Origin of the sequence: Novosphingobium sp. G106 (genome assembly GCF_019075875.1) — a bacterium.
Taxonomy (GTDB): Bacteria; Pseudomonadota; Alphaproteobacteria; order Sphingomonadales; family Sphingomonadaceae; genus Novosphingobium.
The window spans coordinates 5795197-5811825 of record NZ_JAHOOZ010000001.1; the positions used below are offsets into that span (position 1 = coordinate 5795197).

The window sequence follows — 16629 nt, forward strand, 5'->3', positions numbered from 1 at the left end:
GGTCAGCCCTTTGCTTGCGCGATCACCGCTGCGAGTGTTCGTGTCGCCAGCGGGAGTTTGAATCGGTTGTCTTCGGTCGGGCGGGCGCCGGCGAAGACGCGCGCGGCGACGGCGCTAGCCCCTTGCGGCAAGTCGGCCTCCGCCGCTTCGACCCGCCAGGGCCGGGGCGCCACACCGCCGAAGGCAACGCGTCCGGCCCCGCCAGGCTGGATTACGGCTGCAACCGATACGAGGGCGAAGGCATAGGACGCGCGGTCGCGGACCTTGCGATAGATATGCGTGCCGCCGAGCGGTTTGGGCAGCGTGACCGCAGTGATGAGCTCGCCAGGTGCGAGCGCGGTGTCCTGCTGGGGGCTGTCGCCGGGCAGGCGATGGAAGTCGGCGATTGCGATCCTGCGCGTCTGTCCGTCCGGCGATACGGTCTCGACTTCCGCGTCGAGTACGCGCAGCGCGACCGCCATATCGCCGGGATAGGTCGCGATGCATTGATCGCTCGTTCCGATCACCGCAAGCTGCCGCGAATAGCCGCCGATCGCTGCGCAACCCGAGCCGGGCCTACGTTTGTTGCAGGGCTGGTTGGTGTCGTAGAAATAGGGGCAGCGCGTGCGCTGGAGCAGGTTCCCCGCCGTCGTCGCCTTGTTGCGCAGCTGGCCGCTGGCGCCCGCGACGATCGCGCGGGTGAGCACGCCATAATCGCGCCGCACGTGGGGGTCGGAGGCGAGCGCCGTATTCGTGACCAACGCCCCGATGCGCAAGCCACCATCGGCCGCGGCTTCGATCCGATCGAGCTTCAGATCCTGGACATCGACGAGGTGCCGCGGGGTCTCGATCTCTAGCTTCATAAGGTCGAGGAGATTGGTGCCGCCGGCAAGGAACTTCGCGCCGGCATGCCCGGCGACGGCCGCCGCGGCCTGCGTGGGGGTCGTCGCACGCTCGTAGGTGAACGCTCTCATGCCTTTTTCCCCGCAACGTCGGTCATGGCCTCGAGAATGTTCGAATAGGCGCCGCAGCGGCAGATATTGCCGCTCATGCGCTCTCGCATTTCGGCGTTGGTCGCCGCGGGCCGTTGAGTGACGTCGGACTGGGCGTGGCTCGGCACGCCGGCCTCTATCTCGCGCAGCACGGCGACCGCCGAGCAGATCTGGCCCGGCGTGCAATAACCGCACTGATAGCCGTCGTGCTTGATGAAGGCCGCCTGCATCGGATGGAGCTTGCCGGGCGTGCCGAGGCCTTCGATCGTCGTCACCGAATCGCCGCCATGCTGCACGGCCAGCGTCAGGCACGAATTGATCCGCGTGCCGTTCACCAAGACCGTACAGGCGCCGCACTGGCCGTGGTCGCACCCCTTCTTCGTGCCCGTCAGTTTCAGGTGCTCGCGCAAGAGGTCGAGCAGCGTCGTGCGGGTGTCGACTTCGAGGTCCTGGGGCGTGCCGTTTACCGTCAGTCTGACCCTTGCGGTCGGAGGCGGCGCGGCCGGAGCGGTTGTCGGTGCCGAGCTTGCTGCAGGCAATGAGACGAGCGCCGCCGAGGTCACGCCGCCAACCAGCATCGTTCGTCGCGACGTTGTGAAGCCATCAAAGACGTCCATGAGAATCCCTCGAGATCTGGTCCTGCACAGCCTGAAGCTGCGGGCCCGGCTGAACACGCGTCACGCATTTAAGGAACAACGCACGGCGGGTGAACTTGCTCTCATGCTCGCTTTCGCATGCAGTTATATCGCTCATTCATGAATGGTGCGGTACGGCCGCGACCGGCTTGCTTCCATCGCAGACGATCCTACCCGGAATGCATAGATGCGATAAGGCCATGGAAATCGCACGGGGCTATGTCTAGCATTCATGAATGCACCGCGACGACCTGACCGACCTCGCCGCCTTCATGATCGTGGCCGAAGAACGCAGCTTCACGCGCGCCGCTTCCAAGCTCGGCACGTCGCAGTCGACCCTGAGCCACACGATGCGGCGACTTGAGAGCCGGCTCGGCGTCCGCCTGCTTACGCGCACGACCCGAAGTGTCGCTCCGACCGAAGCCGGCGAGCGCCTTCTCGAAACACTGCGTCCCGCACTCGACAGTATCGATAACCAGTTGGCGGGTCTAAGCGACTTTCGCGACAAGCCAGCGGGAACGATCCGGATCACGACCTCGCGCCACGCGGCCATGACCGTGCTCTGGCCGGCGCTGAAGGATTTCGTGCGCGACTACCCTGACGTCCACGTCGAACTCGATATCAATTCGGGCTTTACGGACATCGTCAGCGAACGCTTCGATGCGGGCATTCGGCTCGGCGAGGCTCTCGCGAAAGACATGATTGCCGTGCGGATCGGCCCGGAACTGCGCATGGCCGTGGTCGGTTCGCCAGGCTACTTCGAGGGGATGCCGGTGCCAAAAACCCCACAGGATCTCGGGGTGCATAACTGCATCAATCTCCGCCTCAATACCGCCGGGGGGCTTCTATGCCTGGGAGCTCGAGCAGTCCGAGCGTGAGATAAAGGTTCGCGTCGACGGGCAACTGGTATTCAACGACATTGAGATGATCATCACGGCCGCCGAAGCCGGGCTAGGGCTAGGCTTCGTCATGGAGGACCAAGTTGCCCAGGCCTTGAAGTCTGGCAGGTTGGTGCGGGTGCTTGAGGACTGGTGCGCGCCGTTCCGGGGCTACCATCTCTATTACGCGAGCCGGCGCCAACCTTCGCCCGCCTTCCGGCTGTTGGTCGAAGCCTTGCGGCGTCGAGCTTAGCGCTTTCGCCGACATGGCGGCCGGCTACGGCAATAGGCGGTCATCTCAAAAAAGCCGCCCCTCATTCACACTGGGATTGGGGTGAGATAAACAAACAAATGGGGTAAAATCAGATCGCTTTGGCCAACGTTGCCGCCGTTCGATGCAGTTTCCAGATCCCTCGTTAGCTACTATCCAGTCAGGCGCCCGAACTGCCGAAAATACGCCAAACGTCCTATAACCCTTTCGAGGATCCGGGCCGATCACGCCGCCAATGCCATAATCAGGTGTGCGTGGTCGGAAGGGCGAATCCTCCCATTCTCCCGCGAGTGGTTCGCTCGGGCACGGGGGGGTGAATCGATGACAGATAGTGTGCTGCCTCTGAGCAAGCGCGCGACCTGCAGACGCTTATCGGCAGGACGGCCGGTGCCTCGGCGATGTACATGGCTATGACAAGTCTGGGTCAGGCGCAGACATCGCCCTTCAAGGGCCCGGTCAACCTGGGCGATGATGCCAAGGGCGCTTCGGTGCTGATTTTGGGCGCAGGCGTCGCCGGCCTTACCGCCGCCTATGAACTGCGCCGAGCGGGCTACAAGGTCCAGGTGCAAGTTTGAGGAGATAAGGCTAGAGCGAAAAGTTGGTGACCTTCGGGCCAGGTACGGCCACAGAAAACATGGATTAAAAGAAGCGGCCCACGGCAAAAGCCGCGGGCCGATAAGGAAGGGGCATCACTATATGCAGTGATACCGTCGGGTCGCAAAGCCAAGCTAGGTTAGCTAAGGGTAAAATCCTTGTAGGAACGCGACAAACCCTTTTCAGGTTCGAAAAATTTCATCCTAGGATCTGACTTCGCCAATGCCCAGTTCCGGAATGGGGTAGATATCGTAATCAAAGGTTGAACGCTTATGGGCGGATTTTTAAAAGTAATAAGGAGGAAAAATTCGCGATTTTAAATATTTTCCATTGATATTAGCATGGAATATCTTGGTGTTTCGGTAAAATATAGGTCGCGTAATGTGTGTTGAAGAAAGTATCGATTCTAATATAAAAAATTATGTAAATACAAGTGTATTATGAATAAGTATAATAAAAAACATCGATTTTTGAATGTCTATCATGACAACGTCCGGTCCGGATGTAATATTGCGGTGTATACAGCTTAGAAGTCGAAAGGGTTGTATTGTAGTTAGTTTAAATGCTTATTTGGAAAATGCTTTGGCTCCCGGCGGCCTGACCGAACTCTCGCGCTTGGGAGTGATTCTTATTTAGCTGGCCAACCGCCATGTCGGCGCTCTGGGGCACTGCCGCGGCTAGCCGAAAACGGACCGCACTATACGACAATCGATTACAACAGCGTCAGGGGATTGTCTTTGAATATATAGGAGTCCCAGTGCCGCCGAATGCCGCAGCATCGTTGTTCATTGCGTGACGACCATAGCGCCTCGGCCAATGGGCCTAGAGCGATACGCGCAGCCGGAGACCATGCTTGAGCAAGCCTGTGTCGATGCCAGTGTGCACGCATATTTCACCCGTCGACGAACAAATCTTAGCTGGTTCAGGCTGAATATGAATGGGACGGATATTTAAGCCGAGCCGTTCAGCATCGTCGAGATCGCCGTGATGAGTTGCGCTTCTGCGAAGGGCTTTTCGAGGACAAGGCTTTTTGGAACACCCTCGGCGGGCCAACGGTCTGCGCTATCGCCGGTCACATAGACTACCGCTATTTCGGGCTCGAGCTCGCGGGCGCGCCTGGCGAGTTCCCAGCCATTCGGTCCTCGGCCAAGGCGGATGTCGGTGACGAACCCTCGAAATTCGACATTTCGCTGTTCGAGAAGTGCAAGCGCCTCTTCGCCATCTCCCGCAGTTACCGAAACGTAGCCCCCACTTTCCAGCGCCTGTTGGATCATCATTCGTATGATCAACTCGTCCTCGACAACGAGGACGATGACTTCGCTGGACATGGAATTCCCCTTAGGGTGGAAAACGCTTTGCCATTAAAATCGTTCCACAGAGGCAAGCGGCGCAGCATCGCGGGACGGCCGGCCGTCGGCTCGCCCCGAATTTGCCTATGAACTCGACCTTTGCGGGTCGCGGAGACCTAAGCGTCGCCGCTCTCATCCTTTTCCATTTCGATCGCGGAGAGCGCTTTGGCGCGCTCCGTACTCTTCCTGCTCCGCGAGACATTTCGACCTGGCTGACATAAAGTTCGGCACCCGAAAGACCGATAGCCGGATATGGCGCGGCCACCCTGCGATTATCAGACGTCGACCGCGCGCTATGTTTGGAAATATCGCCACCGCTGGTTTGAAAATCACGGTGGGCTATAGAACTGTTCGAAGGGAGAACGTGACGCAGTTATGATCGACCATCGCTCCTCTCCGGGACAGCTCATTGAGCTGGTAGGCCACATGTACGACGCTGCGCTCGACGAGCGCCTTTGGGCGGGCACGGCCGACAGGATTGCAGATACGCTGGGCGCGACCAGTACGGTGATGAAGCTGCATGGCCGTGACGACCGGGTACATCTGCTCGAGAATACGGCAAATCTGATCATCCCCGATCAGCGTCAGGATTGGGCCCGCTATTGGCACGGACGCGACCTTTGGGTGCAACGATCAGTTGCTTATGGCCTGTCGCGGATCGTCACGAGCGACGAGCTGGTGACCGCTGATGAACAGCGCAAAAGCGACTTCTATCGGGAATGGCTGCCCCAGTTGGACATCCACCACATGATCGGGGCGGTATTCGCGGCTGAAGGCGGGGCGATCGGCGTGCTCGGCGTGCATCGTCCTGCGCGCGCCAGCGGCTTTAGCCAAGCCGACCGGAACGCTACGGCTTTCCTTTTACCACATCTTGAGCGCGCCCTGCGCCTAGGCCAACGCATGGCGCAGGCATCGTTTGCTCGCGAAGTTGCGCTTGATAGCCTTGATGCGCTCGATACCGGCGTCGTGATCGCCGACAGGTGCGGGGCCATCCAGCACATGAGCACTGTTGCTGAAGCCATTATCGCCCGATGCCCCAGCCTTTTTGTTCGAGCAGGCCGCCTGTGTGCCTCAGAATCCGCAATGCACTCGCGGCTCGTCGCTAGCCTCGGCGACGCTATCGCACTCGGGGCGGGGGGCTGGCGCCGCCACCCGCACCATTGCGCTTCGAGCGAGCTGACTTGCCACCCACCACAGCGGCTTTCGCGCCTTTACGGGCGCGATGGCCGGGCTTGGCCTGGGTGGAACCTACCGCGCTCGTGCTCCTGCGCGATCCTGCTTTTCCGCCTTACCGGATGGACCATCTCCGTGCGATCTTCGGACTTACCCGCATGGAAGCCCTTACCGCGGCCGAGCTGGGTCGTGGGCGCACGCTTGAGGAAATAGGCAATTCATTGTCCATTGGCCTTGGCACGGTGCGAACGCACCTGAAGCAAATTCTCACCAAAACGGAAACCAATCGCCAGGCCGAGGCCGTGGCAGTGATAGCGGGCAGCGTCGCGGCAATGCCACCACAGTGAATTTCTCTCCCGTTTAGGAGAGGAGGTCTGTCCGACCTCCTGCTATTTGCCGTCCGACGACAGGGTGGCGAACATGAGAGACGAAGATCGGGCAATGATGAAGGAACAGGCGCGGCTTAATGCCGACGCGCATTTTGAGTGCGAAAAGTCGCTGATGCGGTCGAGGACCCGGCTCGTCTTTAGATGGATGGCCATCGGCACTCCTACTCATGATGAGCGGCTGCGTGATGCTCTTCCGGTCAAGTTAGCGGCATGAAAGAGGCCGTGTTCGCGCGCACGGAAACTGCGGAGGGCGTCCGATTTGACATCATGCCCGCGCACGCACCTAAGGGGACGGGGGCGGTCCTGATGGTCGGCGGCGGTTGCATCGGTTTATGGGGCGGCCTGATCATGGGCGGGATAGCAGCCGTCGCGACCTTCCTCATCGCGGCCACCGTCATCGGAGAAAAGCCAGGTTTTCTCGTCTGCGTCATTGTTGGCATCGGCGTCGTGCTGTCGCGGGTTAAGCGCTCAATGAGCCAATTCCGCGCGCTCAACCCAGCCTTTAAGCCCGCCCGGTTGGTAGTTAGCTCAGAGGGGATCTCATTTGGCGGCGGCTTCTTGCCTGCCGACGATATCGCAGAATTAAGTGTGCGCCATCCCAGCGACACAGGTGGATACCGAGCGCCTCGCGTGCTGCGTGAGCGCGATGGTCCAGCAGCAAGCGGATACAACGCGGGCGCGGTGATTGGCACGGCCTTGGCCAATCGTTCTTTCGCACTGTTAGCGCGCCGCAAGTCCATAAGCACGCCGGTAATTCTGGTTGAGGGCTTGACCAGGAACACAGGAGAAGCCCTTTTGACGGACGTCCGGGAGGCGCTCGAATGACGATTTGCAAAATCCGACGTCGGTCGGGCAGGGCCTATCTTGCAAAAGCCACCTTTGCTGCGGCTTTGGCCGCAGGACTCCCTGCAGACGCGAAACAGGCGGGTTCTCCTGCCACGCCGGTGTTCTCCGTCTCAGTGCGCGTCACACCGAGGGCGGCAAGCGCGCTGGGATCCCAAAACTACGCCGTCACGCTAGAAACGTCGTGGGACGGCCCGGAAGAGCCGATCGCGCAGGAGCGGGTGCAGTTAACGGCAACGGGCGGACTCGCGCACTTCTACGGCAGGGATACAGCGAACGGGCGCTCTATCGTCCGCAGCCTATCGCGTGGGGCCGACGTCCTGGTCAACGCATTCAGCCGGCCTAGCGGCCGCCCATTTGCCGAAGTTGGCAACCTGCTTAGTTGCGGCCTCGTTGAAGAGCCCTGGCCCAGACCCGCGGGCAAGACATATTCGATTTCATGCAAGCTCATCGGGGAATGAGGCAATCCAGCAAGGACGAACCATGGCGCACTTGGGACATTTGACCTTGAGAGTATCTGGTCTTTCGATCTTAGCGACCATTGCGGGCGCTGCCATTTCCGCGCAGGCCGCCGCGCCGGTCTTTCCACCTGCTGTGATGGCGGACCTGCGGGACATGGCGTCGCAGTGCCGCGAGGTCACGAATAAGCCCGGCAAGCCCGGAACTGCGGTTCGGCGGGTTGATATCAACGCCGATGGCCGAACGGATTTTCTCGTCTTTCAGGGCGAATACGATTGCGAGGACGCAGTTTCGCTGCTGGCGCCTGGTGCGTCATATGGCGTCGTTACCAAGCTCTATCTTGGACAGGCCAATGGCGGAGTGACGAAAGCATGGGAGGATTCCACCTGGGGACCGCAAGTCGTCCGGATCGGCACGGCTACGGCTTATACCTTCGATCTGATGGGGAGCATTTGCGGAGATCGGCGGGGGTCGCGGGTGGCAGTGGCCGACCGGCTATCCTGCACGCTTCAACTCCGGCCCGATGCACGAGGCAAGTGGGGCTTACAGCCCCTCGTGCGCGGCCATCCCATCGCAATATCCGCCACAGGGCAGGGTAAATGAAGTGGAAAACGTCATTGGTCTCATCCTAGCGGCGGCGGCTATCGCCGGCACTGTCGCATCTTCTGCCAGCGCGCAGGAGCAAGCGCAGCCGGCATTCAACCGTTCACGGGGACCTACAGTTTGAGCCCCCGGCCGCCGCGCTAATAGCGCAAACGCAAGCAAAAGCATTTGCGTCGATATTATTTCAAGGCCTCCCTCCGCCAAGCGTGGACGCCGACTTCATCAACGTCGGCGAAGAGCAGTTCAGCCTTCCGGAACGCAGCAGGACCGCTACCTTCACGGCACGCGCGCTAAAGCGCGACTGGCGGGGGCGGATCGCGCGCGGAACTTCGGTTCAAGTGCGCGCAGATGTCGCTTTCAAGCAGGTGCGCCCTTCTGACGATCCCGCCATGATTGCCAATGGACCTTCCGGTTATATCTCATGTGCCAACCAAGCGGGCAGGACCGTCATCCCCGGTTCCGCGGGAGACGTCAGCGGGGGCAGCTTTCCCATCCGCTGTAAGCTTGCGCGCGAATAATCGCGCATCTGCTCTCCCCTTCTCGTGGCCCGATGAATGATCAAATTCGAGGATCAATAATGAGCCCGGCAGTTGGGTTGTCGATGAACTGACGGCGCCTGCCATCGTCGCAACGCGTTCGTCCGCGCCGTGCGTATGAATAACGTTCCCGTCGATATCTACGACGATTTCGATAACCTGCGATAGGGACAGTGGTCGCAGGAGTTACTCAACGCATTTCTTGGACCAATGAAGGGGCGTTGCGGGCCTAAGCGTCTTTCTGAATACAGCGCTCTTCACCTCGCTTAGTGTCATCTCCGCCAGCAATCGGGATAAGTGCCGATATGCGGGTTCAACAAGCGAGTGTCTGTCTGCATCGCCCCGAACCGCTTGAAGGCGAGCTGATGATTCAATCCCTCGATTCCGTTACCCAATTTCCTCTCATGCTAATGGGAATCCTTCTGTTTATGCTGGTTGTTGCCGCAACTTGGGGCGGAATGCGATTCCGGCGATATATCGATGACGCCAGTCCGGCTGTAAAGCAGGATGATGCCGATGATGCTGTGAAGAGCACAATACTACCAGCCGTACTTGGCCTACTTTCCTTGCTTCTCGGATTTACCTTTTCACTCGCAGTCGATCGATATGAAACGCGACGCGGTTCGGTCCTCGAAGAGGCTAACGCCATTGGCACTGCATATCTCCAGTCGCAATTGCTAGGAGAGCCCCATCGAGGCCGGCTTAGCGAGATTTTCGTCCGCTATACCGACAACAGGATTGCGCTGACGTCTCCAGCCAAGGCTGAGGAGCACGCTCGGCAACTTGCGCTCAATGACCAGTTGCTCACTGACCTTTGGGCCGCATCGGCGGCGGGATTTGATAGTATCCAACACCTGGACTTTTCCAGCACGTTCGTGTCGTCAATCAATTCCGTCATTGACTTGGACACCTCGCGCAAGACCGCCCGAATGGCGCGAGTGCCGAACGAAGTGTTCGCCGCGCTCATCATCTACGTCCTGATTGCGGCCGCCTTTATCGGATATGGCACATTGACCAGAACAGGTTTCTACATGGCCTGCGTTATGCATATCCTCGTGGTCCTGTCTCTTCTCCTAATATTGGACATTGACCGCCCGAACCTGGGTGGCATCCGAGAGCCGCAGCTACCTATGATCATGCTGAGCCAGGCACTGCATTCGAAGTCGCCTGAAGCCTTTGATCGCTGGCGCCCGGAGCAGTTGGAAGCGGGCGCCAAAAGGCAATTGTCCAAGTGAGCCACAAACGCTGCGGAAGCCCGTTGACGGGAATTTCGCGGCTGGAGCCAACAGTTGATGTCGTGCTCACCGAAATATCTTAGAATGATACCTAGGGACACCGGACAGACACTGACGCCAATCAGCTGGATCGCAGAATGTAGCCGTCGAGCCCGCGCAGACTGATTCTCGTGCGGGCAGAGGCCCAGCATGACACCTACCAAACTTCTCGTAGGCCAAATTGTGGTTGTGTTTGCCATCGTGCTGACGGGCATATGGATCGCAACACAATGGGTGGCCGCAGCGCTTGCCTACCAACCGGGGCTCGGCCGGCCTTGGATTTCGGTGTTTGGGCATCCCATCTATCACCCGTGGTCGCTATTCAGCTGGTGGTTTTCTTTCGACGCCTATGCGCCGGCGGTCTTCGACAAGGCCGGTGCGATAGCCGCCTTAAGCGGCATGATCGGATGCGGCGCGGCAATTTTCGGCTCGATCTGGCGGGCGCGTCAGCAGGGCAATCTCACCACCTACGGCTCGGCGCGATGGGCAAGTGATCGGGAAATCAATGCTGCCGGGCTATTTGTCGAAGGTGGTGTGTTTCTCGGCCGCCTGGGTCGGCACTATCTGCGCCATGACGGGCCCGAACACATCATGGCCTTCGCGCCGACCCGAAGCGGCAAAGGCGTTGGTCTGGTGGTCCCGACGCTGCTTGGCTGGTCGGGCTCGGCGGTCATCCATGATATAAAGGGCGAGAATTGGCAGCTGACAGCCGGTTGGCGCGCGCGTTTCTCTCATTGTCTGCTGTTCAATCCGACCGACGCGCAATCGGCGCGTTACAACCCGCTGTTCGAGGTTCGGCGCGGCGCGCACGAAGTCCGAGACGTCCAGAACATCGCCGATATCCTGGTCGATCCCGAAGGTGCGCTCGAACGCCGCAGTCACTGGGAGAAAACCAGTCACTCGCTGCTCGTGGGTGCGATCCTGCACATTCTTTACGCGGAGGAAGAAAAGACGCTCGCACGGGTAGCGACCTTTCTTTCCGACCCCGCCTGTCCGTTTGAAGCCACTTTGAAGCGGATGATGACCACCAATCACCTCGGAACTGTCGAGGCGCCCGTGGTCCATCCGGTCGTGGCATCGGCCGCGCGCGAAGTGCTAAATAAATCCCCAAACGAGCGGTCAGGCGTCCTTTCGACCGCCATGTCGTTCCTGGGTCTCTACCGTGATCCGACTGTGGCTAGAGTGACCTCGCGCTGTGATTGGCGCATTGCGGATCTAGTCGATGGCAAGGCACCAATCTCGCTTTATCTGGTCGTGCCGCCTTCGGATATTAGCCGCACCAAGCCGCTGATCCGCCTCGTCCTGAACCAGATTGGTCGTCGGCTGACCGAGCATTTGCATGCCCAAAACGGCGCAAACGGCGACCACCGCCACAAGCTGCTGATGATGCTCGACGAGTTTCCAGCGCTCGGGCGCTTGGACTTCTTCGAGACCAGCCTCGCCTTTCTAGCGGGTTACGGTGTGCGTGCCTTCCTCATCGCGCAAAGCCTCAACCAAATCGAGAAGGCTTACGGCGAGCACAACGCCATCCTCGACAATTGCCATGTTCGAGTCGCCTTCGCGACGAACGATGAGCGCACCGCCAAGCGCATTTCCGATGCGCTCGGCACTGCTACCGAGCAACGGGCGATGCGCAACTACGCCGGGCATCGGCTCGCGCCTTGGCTCGCCCATGTCATGGTCAGCCGGCAGGAGACGGCCCGCGCGCTGCTGACGCCCGGCGAAGTTATGCAATTGCCTACTGGCGACGAGCTCGTCCTCGTCGCCGGCACACCGCCGATCCGGGCGCGGAAGCTGCGCTATTTCGAAGACGCCACATTTGCTGCGCGGATTCTGCCGCCGCCGCAGCTCGCAGCCGGCGACTATGCCGATCGGCCGCCCACGCGCAGCGATGACTGGGCTGGGAATGTGCGCGAGACAGATCCGCGCCTTGATACCGCCGGGAGCATTGTGGGCGATCCCATCGCGACCGGACGCGAGCAGGCCCATGAACCTGGCCAAGAAGTCGAACTTCCACTGGCAACAGAACCAATCACGAACCAGCCGCTTGGATTTGATCCCGACGACGACGGGAATGTCGCCGCCGACCAGCGCGCGATGACTCAGGCCCAAACTGTCTACGCCGTTGATGCCGGCAACGAACGGCCCGGCGACCTGCAGGTGGAGTTCTGATCATGACCCAGCAAGTTCGCTATCAGCTTTTCCTGCCCAAGCCCCTCAGCGACCGTTTCGAAGCGCTCGCCGCCAGGCCCGGAACTTCAAAATCCGCCATCCTCGTCGATGCGGTAACCGCCTGGCTCAACCGCCGCGGCACTTCGGAGCTGGAAGACAGGTTTGGCATCCGTCTCGATCGCATGACGGCTGGCATCGGCAGGATCGAGCGCGACAACCATATCCAGATCGAGACGGAGGCGCTCCTCGTCCGCTATGTACTCGCGGTCCTGCCGCCGCTCGCCGAAAACGATCAGGCAGGCCGCGCCCTGGCTGCCAAGCGCTTCGAGGCCTTCATCGCGCAGGTTGGAAAGCAGATCGCGGCCGGCCGCCGGACGTTTCCCGTCGGTCTTGGCCAGACCGCGGACAACGACCAGTGACCGGTGTTTCCGCAGACCGCCGGCGTGCCATGCTGCGCACGGCGATGGGCCCGGCGATTGCCGAGGCCATGGCCGACCCGCGGGTTATCGAAATCATGGTCAATCCGGACGGCGCGTTGCGGCTCGACCGGTTGGGGGAGGGCCGAACCGACACCGAAATCCGCCTGGATGCCGCCCAGGTGGAACGGATAATCCGTCTCGTCGCTTCGCACGCGCGTGCCGAAGTGCACGGCGATGCGCCCATCGTCTCGGCGGAATTGCCGCCGCACATCGAAGGCCGCGCGGGCGAGCGGTTCGAAGGCGTGCTCCCGCCCGTATCGACCGGTCCCTGCTTCTCGATCCGCAAGCCGGCCGAGCGGCTCTATAGCCTCGACGACTACGTGACCGACGGCATCATGAGCCAGGCGGCGGCCGACCGGCTGAAGGCCTGTGTCACACAGCGCTATAACATCCTCGTCGCCGGCGGGACGAGCTCGGGCAAGACCACGCTGGCCAATGCCTTGCTCGCGGAAATGGGCTGGGTCGATGAGCGCGTGATCCTGATCGAGGACACGCGCGAGTTGCAGAGCCCGGCGCCCGATACGGTGGCCCTGCGCACGCGGCCTGGCATAGTGACCATGGCCGATCTCGTCCGCTCGACGCTGCGGCTGCGTCCCGACCGCATCATTGTCGGTGAGGTTCGCGGGCCCGAAGCGCTGGATATGCTCAAGGCCTGGAACACCGGGCATCCCGGGGGCATCGCGACGGTCCATGCCAATGGCGCCCAGGCCGCGCTCTATCGGATCGAGAACCTGGTCCAAGAGGCTGTGGTCACCGTGCCACGTCAGCTGATCGCCGAAGCCATCGACATCGTCATCTTCATTTCTGGCCGCGGTCTCCAGCGCCGGATCACCAGCATCGCGCGCGTCGCCGGGATCGATCCCGACACAGGCAGCTACGCGCTCGCCGACCTTCTCAGCCTGCAAATCCACGAAGGAGAATGACCATGTCGCTTGCTTATCCGCGCTGCGCAAAGATGTCGGCACGTCGCGTGCTGCTCCTTGTCGGCGCTGCTGCCGGCCTCAGCCTCGCGCTCGCCACCCAGGCCCAGGCCGCGGGTTCCGGAATGCCATGGGAGCAGCCGCTCCAGCAGGTCCTGGAATCTGTGCAGGGTCCGGTCGCCAAGATCGTCGCAGTGATCGTCATCATCGTCACCGGCCTGACCCTGGCATTCGGCGAGAGTGCCGGCGGCTTCAGGCGGCTCATCCAAATCGTCTTCGGCCTCTCGATCGCCTTTGCCGCATCGAGCTTCTTCCTAAGCTTCTTCAGCTTCGGCGGTGGGGCGCTGATCGCATGACCGGGGCAAGTGCCCGGTACAGCGCCCGGCGCATCGAAGGCTTCGAAGTGCCGATCCATGGCAGCCTCGGCTCGCCGATCCTGCTTGGCGGCGCACCACGTGGCCTTGCGATCGTCAACGGGACGGTCGCGGCCGCGGTCGGCCTCGGGCTTCAACAATGGCTGGCGGGCCTGCTGATCTGGGGGGCCGGCCACACCATCGCCGTCTTCGCGGCACGCCGCGATCCGGATTTCGCGCCCGTCGCGCTCCGCCACCTTCGCCAGAAAGGATACTTCGCGTGCTAAGCCTTGCTGAATATCGCAAATCCGCCGATCGGCTTGCCGATCATCTGCCGTGGGCAGCGCTTGTCGCGCCGGGTGTCGTTCTCAACAAGGACGGCAGCTTCCAGCGAACCTTGCGATTTCGCGGTCCCGACCTGGAGTCGGCAACCGACGCTGAGCTCGTTTCGGTCTGTGCGCGTGCCAACAATGTCCTCAAGCGCTTCGGTACCGGTTGGGCGATGTTCGTCGAGGCTGAACGCCGCGAGGCAGCCGCTTACCCGGACACTGCCTTTCCCGACGCCGGTTCGTGGATCATCGAGCAGGAGCGCCGAGCCCGCTTCCTGTCGGAAGGCGAGCACTACGAAAGCCACTATCATCTGACACTGACCTGGCTACCGGCGCCCGACAGCGCCGAAGCTGCCGGACGTTCGCTGGTCGAGCGGCCCGAGGCAGCTCAGGAGCGCGACTGGCGTGCCGCGCTTGCCGGGTTCATCGCCGAGACGACCCGGGCGCTCGATCTCTTTGCCGGCTTCATGCCAGCGGTTCGCGCGCTCGATGACGGCGAGACGCTGACATACCTTCACGGGACGATATCTGCGCGGCGCATGTCCGTGGCCGTGCCCGAAACGCCGATCTACCTCGACGGTCTTCTTGCCGACACGCCGCTGATTGGCGGGCTCGAGCCCAAACTCGGCGACGAGCATATCCGTACGCTGACCGTCCTTGGATTTCCGAGCATGAGCTGGCCCGGGATCCTCGACGCGCTCAACCATCAGGATTTCGCGTACCGCTGGGTCACCCGCTTCGTCGCGCTCGACAAGAGTGACGCCACCAAGGCGCTGATCAAGCTGCGGCGCCAATGGTTCAACAAGAGGAAGTCGATCACCGCCCTGCTGCGCGAGGTGATGTACAATCAGCCGGCGCAGCTTCTTGATACCGATGCCGACAACAAGGTCGTCGATGCCGATCTCGCGCTGCAAGCACTCGGCGGCGATCACGTCGCCTTTGGTTACCTTACGACGACGATCACCGTCAGCGACATCGTCCGGAGCCGCGTCGAGGAGAAGGTCCGGCAGGTCGAGCGGATAGTGGGCGGCCTTGGCTTCACCACGATCCGCGAGGGCGTAAATGCCGTCGAGGCATGGCTTTCGTCGTTGCCGGGCCAGGTCTACGCCAACGTTCGCCAGCCGCTGGTCCATACGCTGAACCTCGCGCACCTGATGCCGCTGTCGTCGGTGTGGGCGGGACCTACCCGCAACGCGCATCTAGATGGTCCCCCGCTGCTTTATGCCAGCACCGCCGGTTCGACGCCGTTCCGGCTTTCGACCCACGTTGGCGATGTCGGTCACATGCTGGTGGTCGGACCCACCGGTGCGGGGAAGTCGGTTCTCCTGGCGTTGATCGCGCTGCAGTTCCGCCGCTATGCTGGCTCACAGGTCTACATCTTCGACAAGGGCTTTTCCGCCCGTGCGGCCGTGCTGGCAATGGGCGGGGCTCACCACGCGCTCGGACTTGCCGCCGATAGCGGCGACACTTTGGCCTTTCAGCCGCTACGCCGCATCGACGAGGCCATCGAGCGTAGTTGGGCCGCCGAATGGATTTCGGCGCTGCTTGCCCACGAAAAGGTCTTGGTCACGCCCGAGGTGAAGGACGCGGTTTGGTCGGCGCTGAGTAGCCTGGCCTCGGCGCCGATCGAAGAGCGCACGCTGACCGGCCTTACTCTATTGCTCCAGTCCAACGCGCTGCGCCTAGCGCTCGGCGCCTATACGCTCGACGGGCCCTATGGCCGGCTACTCGATGCCGCCGAGCAGAATCTCGCTTTCGCCGATGTCCAGTGCTTCGAGACCGAAGCGCTGATGGGCAGGGGGCGTCGTCGCACCCGTGCTGACCTACCTGTTTCACCGGCTCGAAGAGCGGTTCGACGGGCGGCCAACCTTGCTAGTGCTCGATGAGGCCTGGATCTTCCTCGACCATCCGCTGTTCGCTGCGCGCATCCGCGAATGGCTCAAAGTGCTGCGCAAGAAGAACGTCGCGGTACTGTTCGCCACCCAGAGCCTCGCCGACATCGCCTCGAGCAGCATAGCGCCCGCTATCATCGAGAGTTGCCCGCAGCGCATTCTGTTGCCGAACGACCGCGCGATCGAACCGCAAAGCCGCGAGACCTATGCCCGGTTCGGCCTCAACGATCGGCAGATCGAGCTGGTCAGCCGGGCGACGCCCAAGCGGCAATATTATCTCCAGTCGGCGCGCGGAAACCGGTTGTTCGAGCTTGAGCTCGGCCCCGCCGCGCTGGCGCTGTGCGGCGCCTCGGACCCAGCCACGCAAGCCCGCATCGACGCGCTGCTCGCCGAGCATGGAGCGGGCGATTTTGCAGCCCGCTTCCTGAAATCCGCTGGCCTTGGGTGGCCCGCGAACCCGCCCATCGACTTTCCCGTCCCGCTCTTTTGACCGTGTCCCCGCCCATTGC

At 61.5% G+C, this 16629-nt stretch carries 16 protein-coding genes and 2 pseudogenes; 15 read left to right on the forward strand and 3 right to left on the reverse strand.

Annotated elements, in window-relative coordinates; genetic code table 11:
- Positions 1-2: 2 nt before the first annotated feature.
- Together KRR38_RS28225 and paoA are read right to left on the reverse strand one after the other, a co-directional pair.
- A complete protein-coding gene (locus tag KRR38_RS28225; protein ID WP_217406712.1) occupies positions 3-953 on the reverse strand; it encodes a xanthine dehydrogenase family protein subunit M in 951 nt (316 codons plus the stop codon).
- Complete coding sequence (gene paoA, locus KRR38_RS28230; protein ID WP_217406713.1) at positions 950-1588, reverse strand: aldehyde dehydrogenase iron-sulfur subunit PaoA; 639 nt, start codon at positions 1586-1588, stop codon at positions 950-952. Before paoA ends, KRR38_RS28225 begins: the two co-directional genes overlap by 4 nt.
- A 254-nt stretch (positions 1589-1842) precedes the next feature.
- On the opposite strand from paoA, the pseudogene KRR38_RS28235 reads away from it, so the two are divergent.
- Both KRR38_RS28235 and KRR38_RS28240 read left to right on the forward strand, forming a co-directional pair.
- Positions 1843-2737: pseudogene (locus KRR38_RS28235) on the forward strand (LysR family transcriptional regulator).
- 422 nt (positions 2738-3159) lie between these two features.
- Positions 3160-3330, forward strand: a complete 171-nt coding sequence (locus KRR38_RS28240; RefSeq protein ID WP_217406714.1) for an NAD(P)-binding protein — start codon at positions 3160-3162, stop codon at positions 3328-3330.
- A 969-nt stretch (positions 3331-4299) separates the two neighbouring features.
- On the opposite strand, the gene KRR38_RS28245 is transcribed toward KRR38_RS28240, so the two are convergent.
- Positions 4300-4677: a response regulator gene (locus KRR38_RS28245; protein ID WP_217406715.1), complete on the reverse strand. Its 378-nt coding sequence runs from the start codon at positions 4675-4677 to the stop codon at positions 4300-4302.
- A gap of 396 nt (positions 4678-5073) precedes the next feature.
- On the opposite strand from KRR38_RS28245, the gene KRR38_RS28250 reads away from it, so the two are divergent.
- The 13 genes and pseudogenes from KRR38_RS28250 (at position 5074) to trbE (ending at position 16610) form a co-directional block, all read left to right on the forward strand.
- Positions 5074-6084 (forward strand): hypothetical protein, encoded by a 1011-nt coding sequence (locus tag KRR38_RS28250; protein WP_217406716.1) that lies wholly within the window; start codon positions 5074-5076, stop codon positions 6082-6084.
- Complete coding sequence (locus tag KRR38_RS37925) at positions 6030-6218, forward strand: helix-turn-helix transcriptional regulator (RefSeq protein ID WP_375293442.1); 189 nt, start codon at positions 6030-6032, stop codon at positions 6216-6218. The genes KRR38_RS28250 and KRR38_RS37925 overlap by 55 nt, the downstream gene beginning before the upstream one ends.
- 94 nt (positions 6219-6312) lie before the next feature.
- A complete protein-coding gene (locus KRR38_RS28260; RefSeq protein ID WP_217406718.1) occupies positions 6313-6474 on the forward strand; it encodes a hypothetical protein in 162 nt (53 codons plus the stop codon).
- Positions 6471-7085 carry a hypothetical protein gene (locus tag KRR38_RS28265; RefSeq protein ID WP_217406719.1) on the forward strand — a complete coding sequence of 205 codons (615 nt, stop codon included), beginning with the start codon at positions 6471-6473 and terminating at the stop codon, positions 7083-7085. Before KRR38_RS28260 ends, KRR38_RS28265 begins: the two co-directional genes overlap by 4 nt.
- Positions 7086-7586: 501 nt before the next feature.
- Positions 7587-8165, forward strand: coding sequence for a hypothetical protein (locus tag KRR38_RS28270; RefSeq protein WP_217406720.1), 579 nt, complete (start codon positions 7587-7589; stop codon positions 8163-8165).
- Between the two features lie 206 nt (positions 8166-8371).
- Positions 8372-8683 (forward strand): hypothetical protein, encoded by a 312-nt coding sequence (locus tag KRR38_RS28275; RefSeq protein WP_217406721.1) that lies wholly within the window; start codon positions 8372-8374, stop codon positions 8681-8683.
- A 323-nt stretch (positions 8684-9006) separates the two neighbouring features.
- Complete coding sequence (locus tag KRR38_RS28280; RefSeq protein WP_217406722.1) at positions 9007-9936, forward strand: hypothetical protein; 930 nt, start codon at positions 9007-9009, stop codon at positions 9934-9936.
- A 189-nt stretch (positions 9937-10125) separates the two neighbouring features.
- Positions 10126-12147: a conjugal transfer protein TraG gene (locus KRR38_RS28285; RefSeq protein WP_217406723.1), complete on the forward strand. Its 2022-nt coding sequence runs from the start codon at positions 10126-10128 to the stop codon at positions 12145-12147.
- Positions 12148-12149: 2 nt separating this feature from the next.
- Positions 12150-12566 carry a ribbon-helix-helix domain-containing protein gene (locus KRR38_RS28290; protein WP_217406724.1) on the forward strand — a complete coding sequence of 139 codons (417 nt, stop codon included), beginning with the start codon at positions 12150-12152 and terminating at the stop codon, positions 12564-12566.
- 29 nt (positions 12567-12595) lie between these two features.
- The gene (trbB, locus tag KRR38_RS28295; RefSeq protein WP_217407507.1) at positions 12596-13549 is read left to right on the forward strand and encodes a P-type conjugative transfer ATPase TrbB; all 954 of its coding nucleotides are present in this window, start codon (positions 12596-12598) and stop codon (positions 13547-13549) included.
- Positions 13550-13551: 2 nt separating this feature from the next.
- On the forward strand, positions 13552-13902 hold the full coding sequence (locus KRR38_RS28300) for a TrbC/VirB2 family protein (protein WP_375293443.1): 351 nt from the start codon (positions 13552-13554) through the stop codon (positions 13900-13902).
- On the forward strand, positions 13899-14186 hold the full coding sequence (locus tag KRR38_RS28305) for a VirB3 family type IV secretion system protein (RefSeq protein WP_217406725.1): 288 nt from the start codon (positions 13899-13901) through the stop codon (positions 14184-14186). The genes KRR38_RS28300 and KRR38_RS28305 overlap by 4 nt, the downstream gene beginning before the upstream one ends.
- Positions 14180-16610, forward strand: a pseudogene (gene trbE / locus KRR38_RS28310) (conjugal transfer protein TrbE). Before KRR38_RS28305 ends, trbE begins: the two are co-directional and overlap by 7 nt.
- Positions 16611-16629: the final 19 nt, after the last annotated feature.

Coding starts and splice junctions, on each gene's coding strand:
- KRR38_RS28225 (WP_217406712.1), bottom strand. CDS start 953: ATGAGAGCGTTCACCTACGAGCGTGCGACGACCCCCACGCAGGCCGCG.
- paoA (WP_217406713.1), bottom strand. CDS start 1,588: ATGGACGTCTTTGATGGCTTCACAACGTCGCGACGAACGATGCTGGTT.
- KRR38_RS28240 (WP_217406714.1), top strand. CDS start 3,160: ATGGCTATGACAAGTCTGGGTCAGGCGCAGACATCGCCCTTCAAGGGC.
- KRR38_RS28245 (WP_217406715.1), bottom strand. CDS start 4,677: ATGTCCAGCGAAGTCATCGTCCTCGTTGTCGAGGACGAGTTGATCATA.
- KRR38_RS28250 (WP_217406716.1), top strand. CDS start 5,074: ATGATCGACCATCGCTCCTCTCCGGGACAGCTCATTGAGCTGGTAGGC.
- KRR38_RS37925 (WP_375293442.1), top strand. CDS start 6,030: ATGGAAGCCCTTACCGCGGCCGAGCTGGGTCGTGGGCGCACGCTTGAG.
- KRR38_RS28260 (WP_217406718.1), top strand. CDS start 6,313: ATGATGAAGGAACAGGCGCGGCTTAATGCCGACGCGCATTTTGAGTGC.
- KRR38_RS28265 (WP_217406719.1), top strand. CDS start 6,471: ATGAAAGAGGCCGTGTTCGCGCGCACGGAAACTGCGGAGGGCGTCCGA.
- KRR38_RS28270 (WP_217406720.1), top strand. CDS start 7,587: ATGGCGCACTTGGGACATTTGACCTTGAGAGTATCTGGTCTTTCGATC.
- KRR38_RS28280 (WP_217406722.1), top strand. CDS start 9,007: ATGCGGGTTCAACAAGCGAGTGTCTGTCTGCATCGCCCCGAACCGCTT.
- KRR38_RS28285 (WP_217406723.1), top strand. CDS start 10,126: ATGACACCTACCAAACTTCTCGTAGGCCAAATTGTGGTTGTGTTTGCC.
- KRR38_RS28290 (WP_217406724.1), top strand. CDS start 12,150: ATGACCCAGCAAGTTCGCTATCAGCTTTTCCTGCCCAAGCCCCTCAGC.
- trbB (WP_217407507.1), top strand. CDS start 12,596: ATGCTGCGCACGGCGATGGGCCCGGCGATTGCCGAGGCCATGGCCGAC.
- KRR38_RS28300 (WP_375293443.1), top strand. CDS start 13,552: ATGTCGCTTGCTTATCCGCGCTGCGCAAAGATGTCGGCACGTCGCGTG.
- KRR38_RS28305 (WP_217406725.1), top strand. CDS start 13,899: ATGACCGGGGCAAGTGCCCGGTACAGCGCCCGGCGCATCGAAGGCTTC.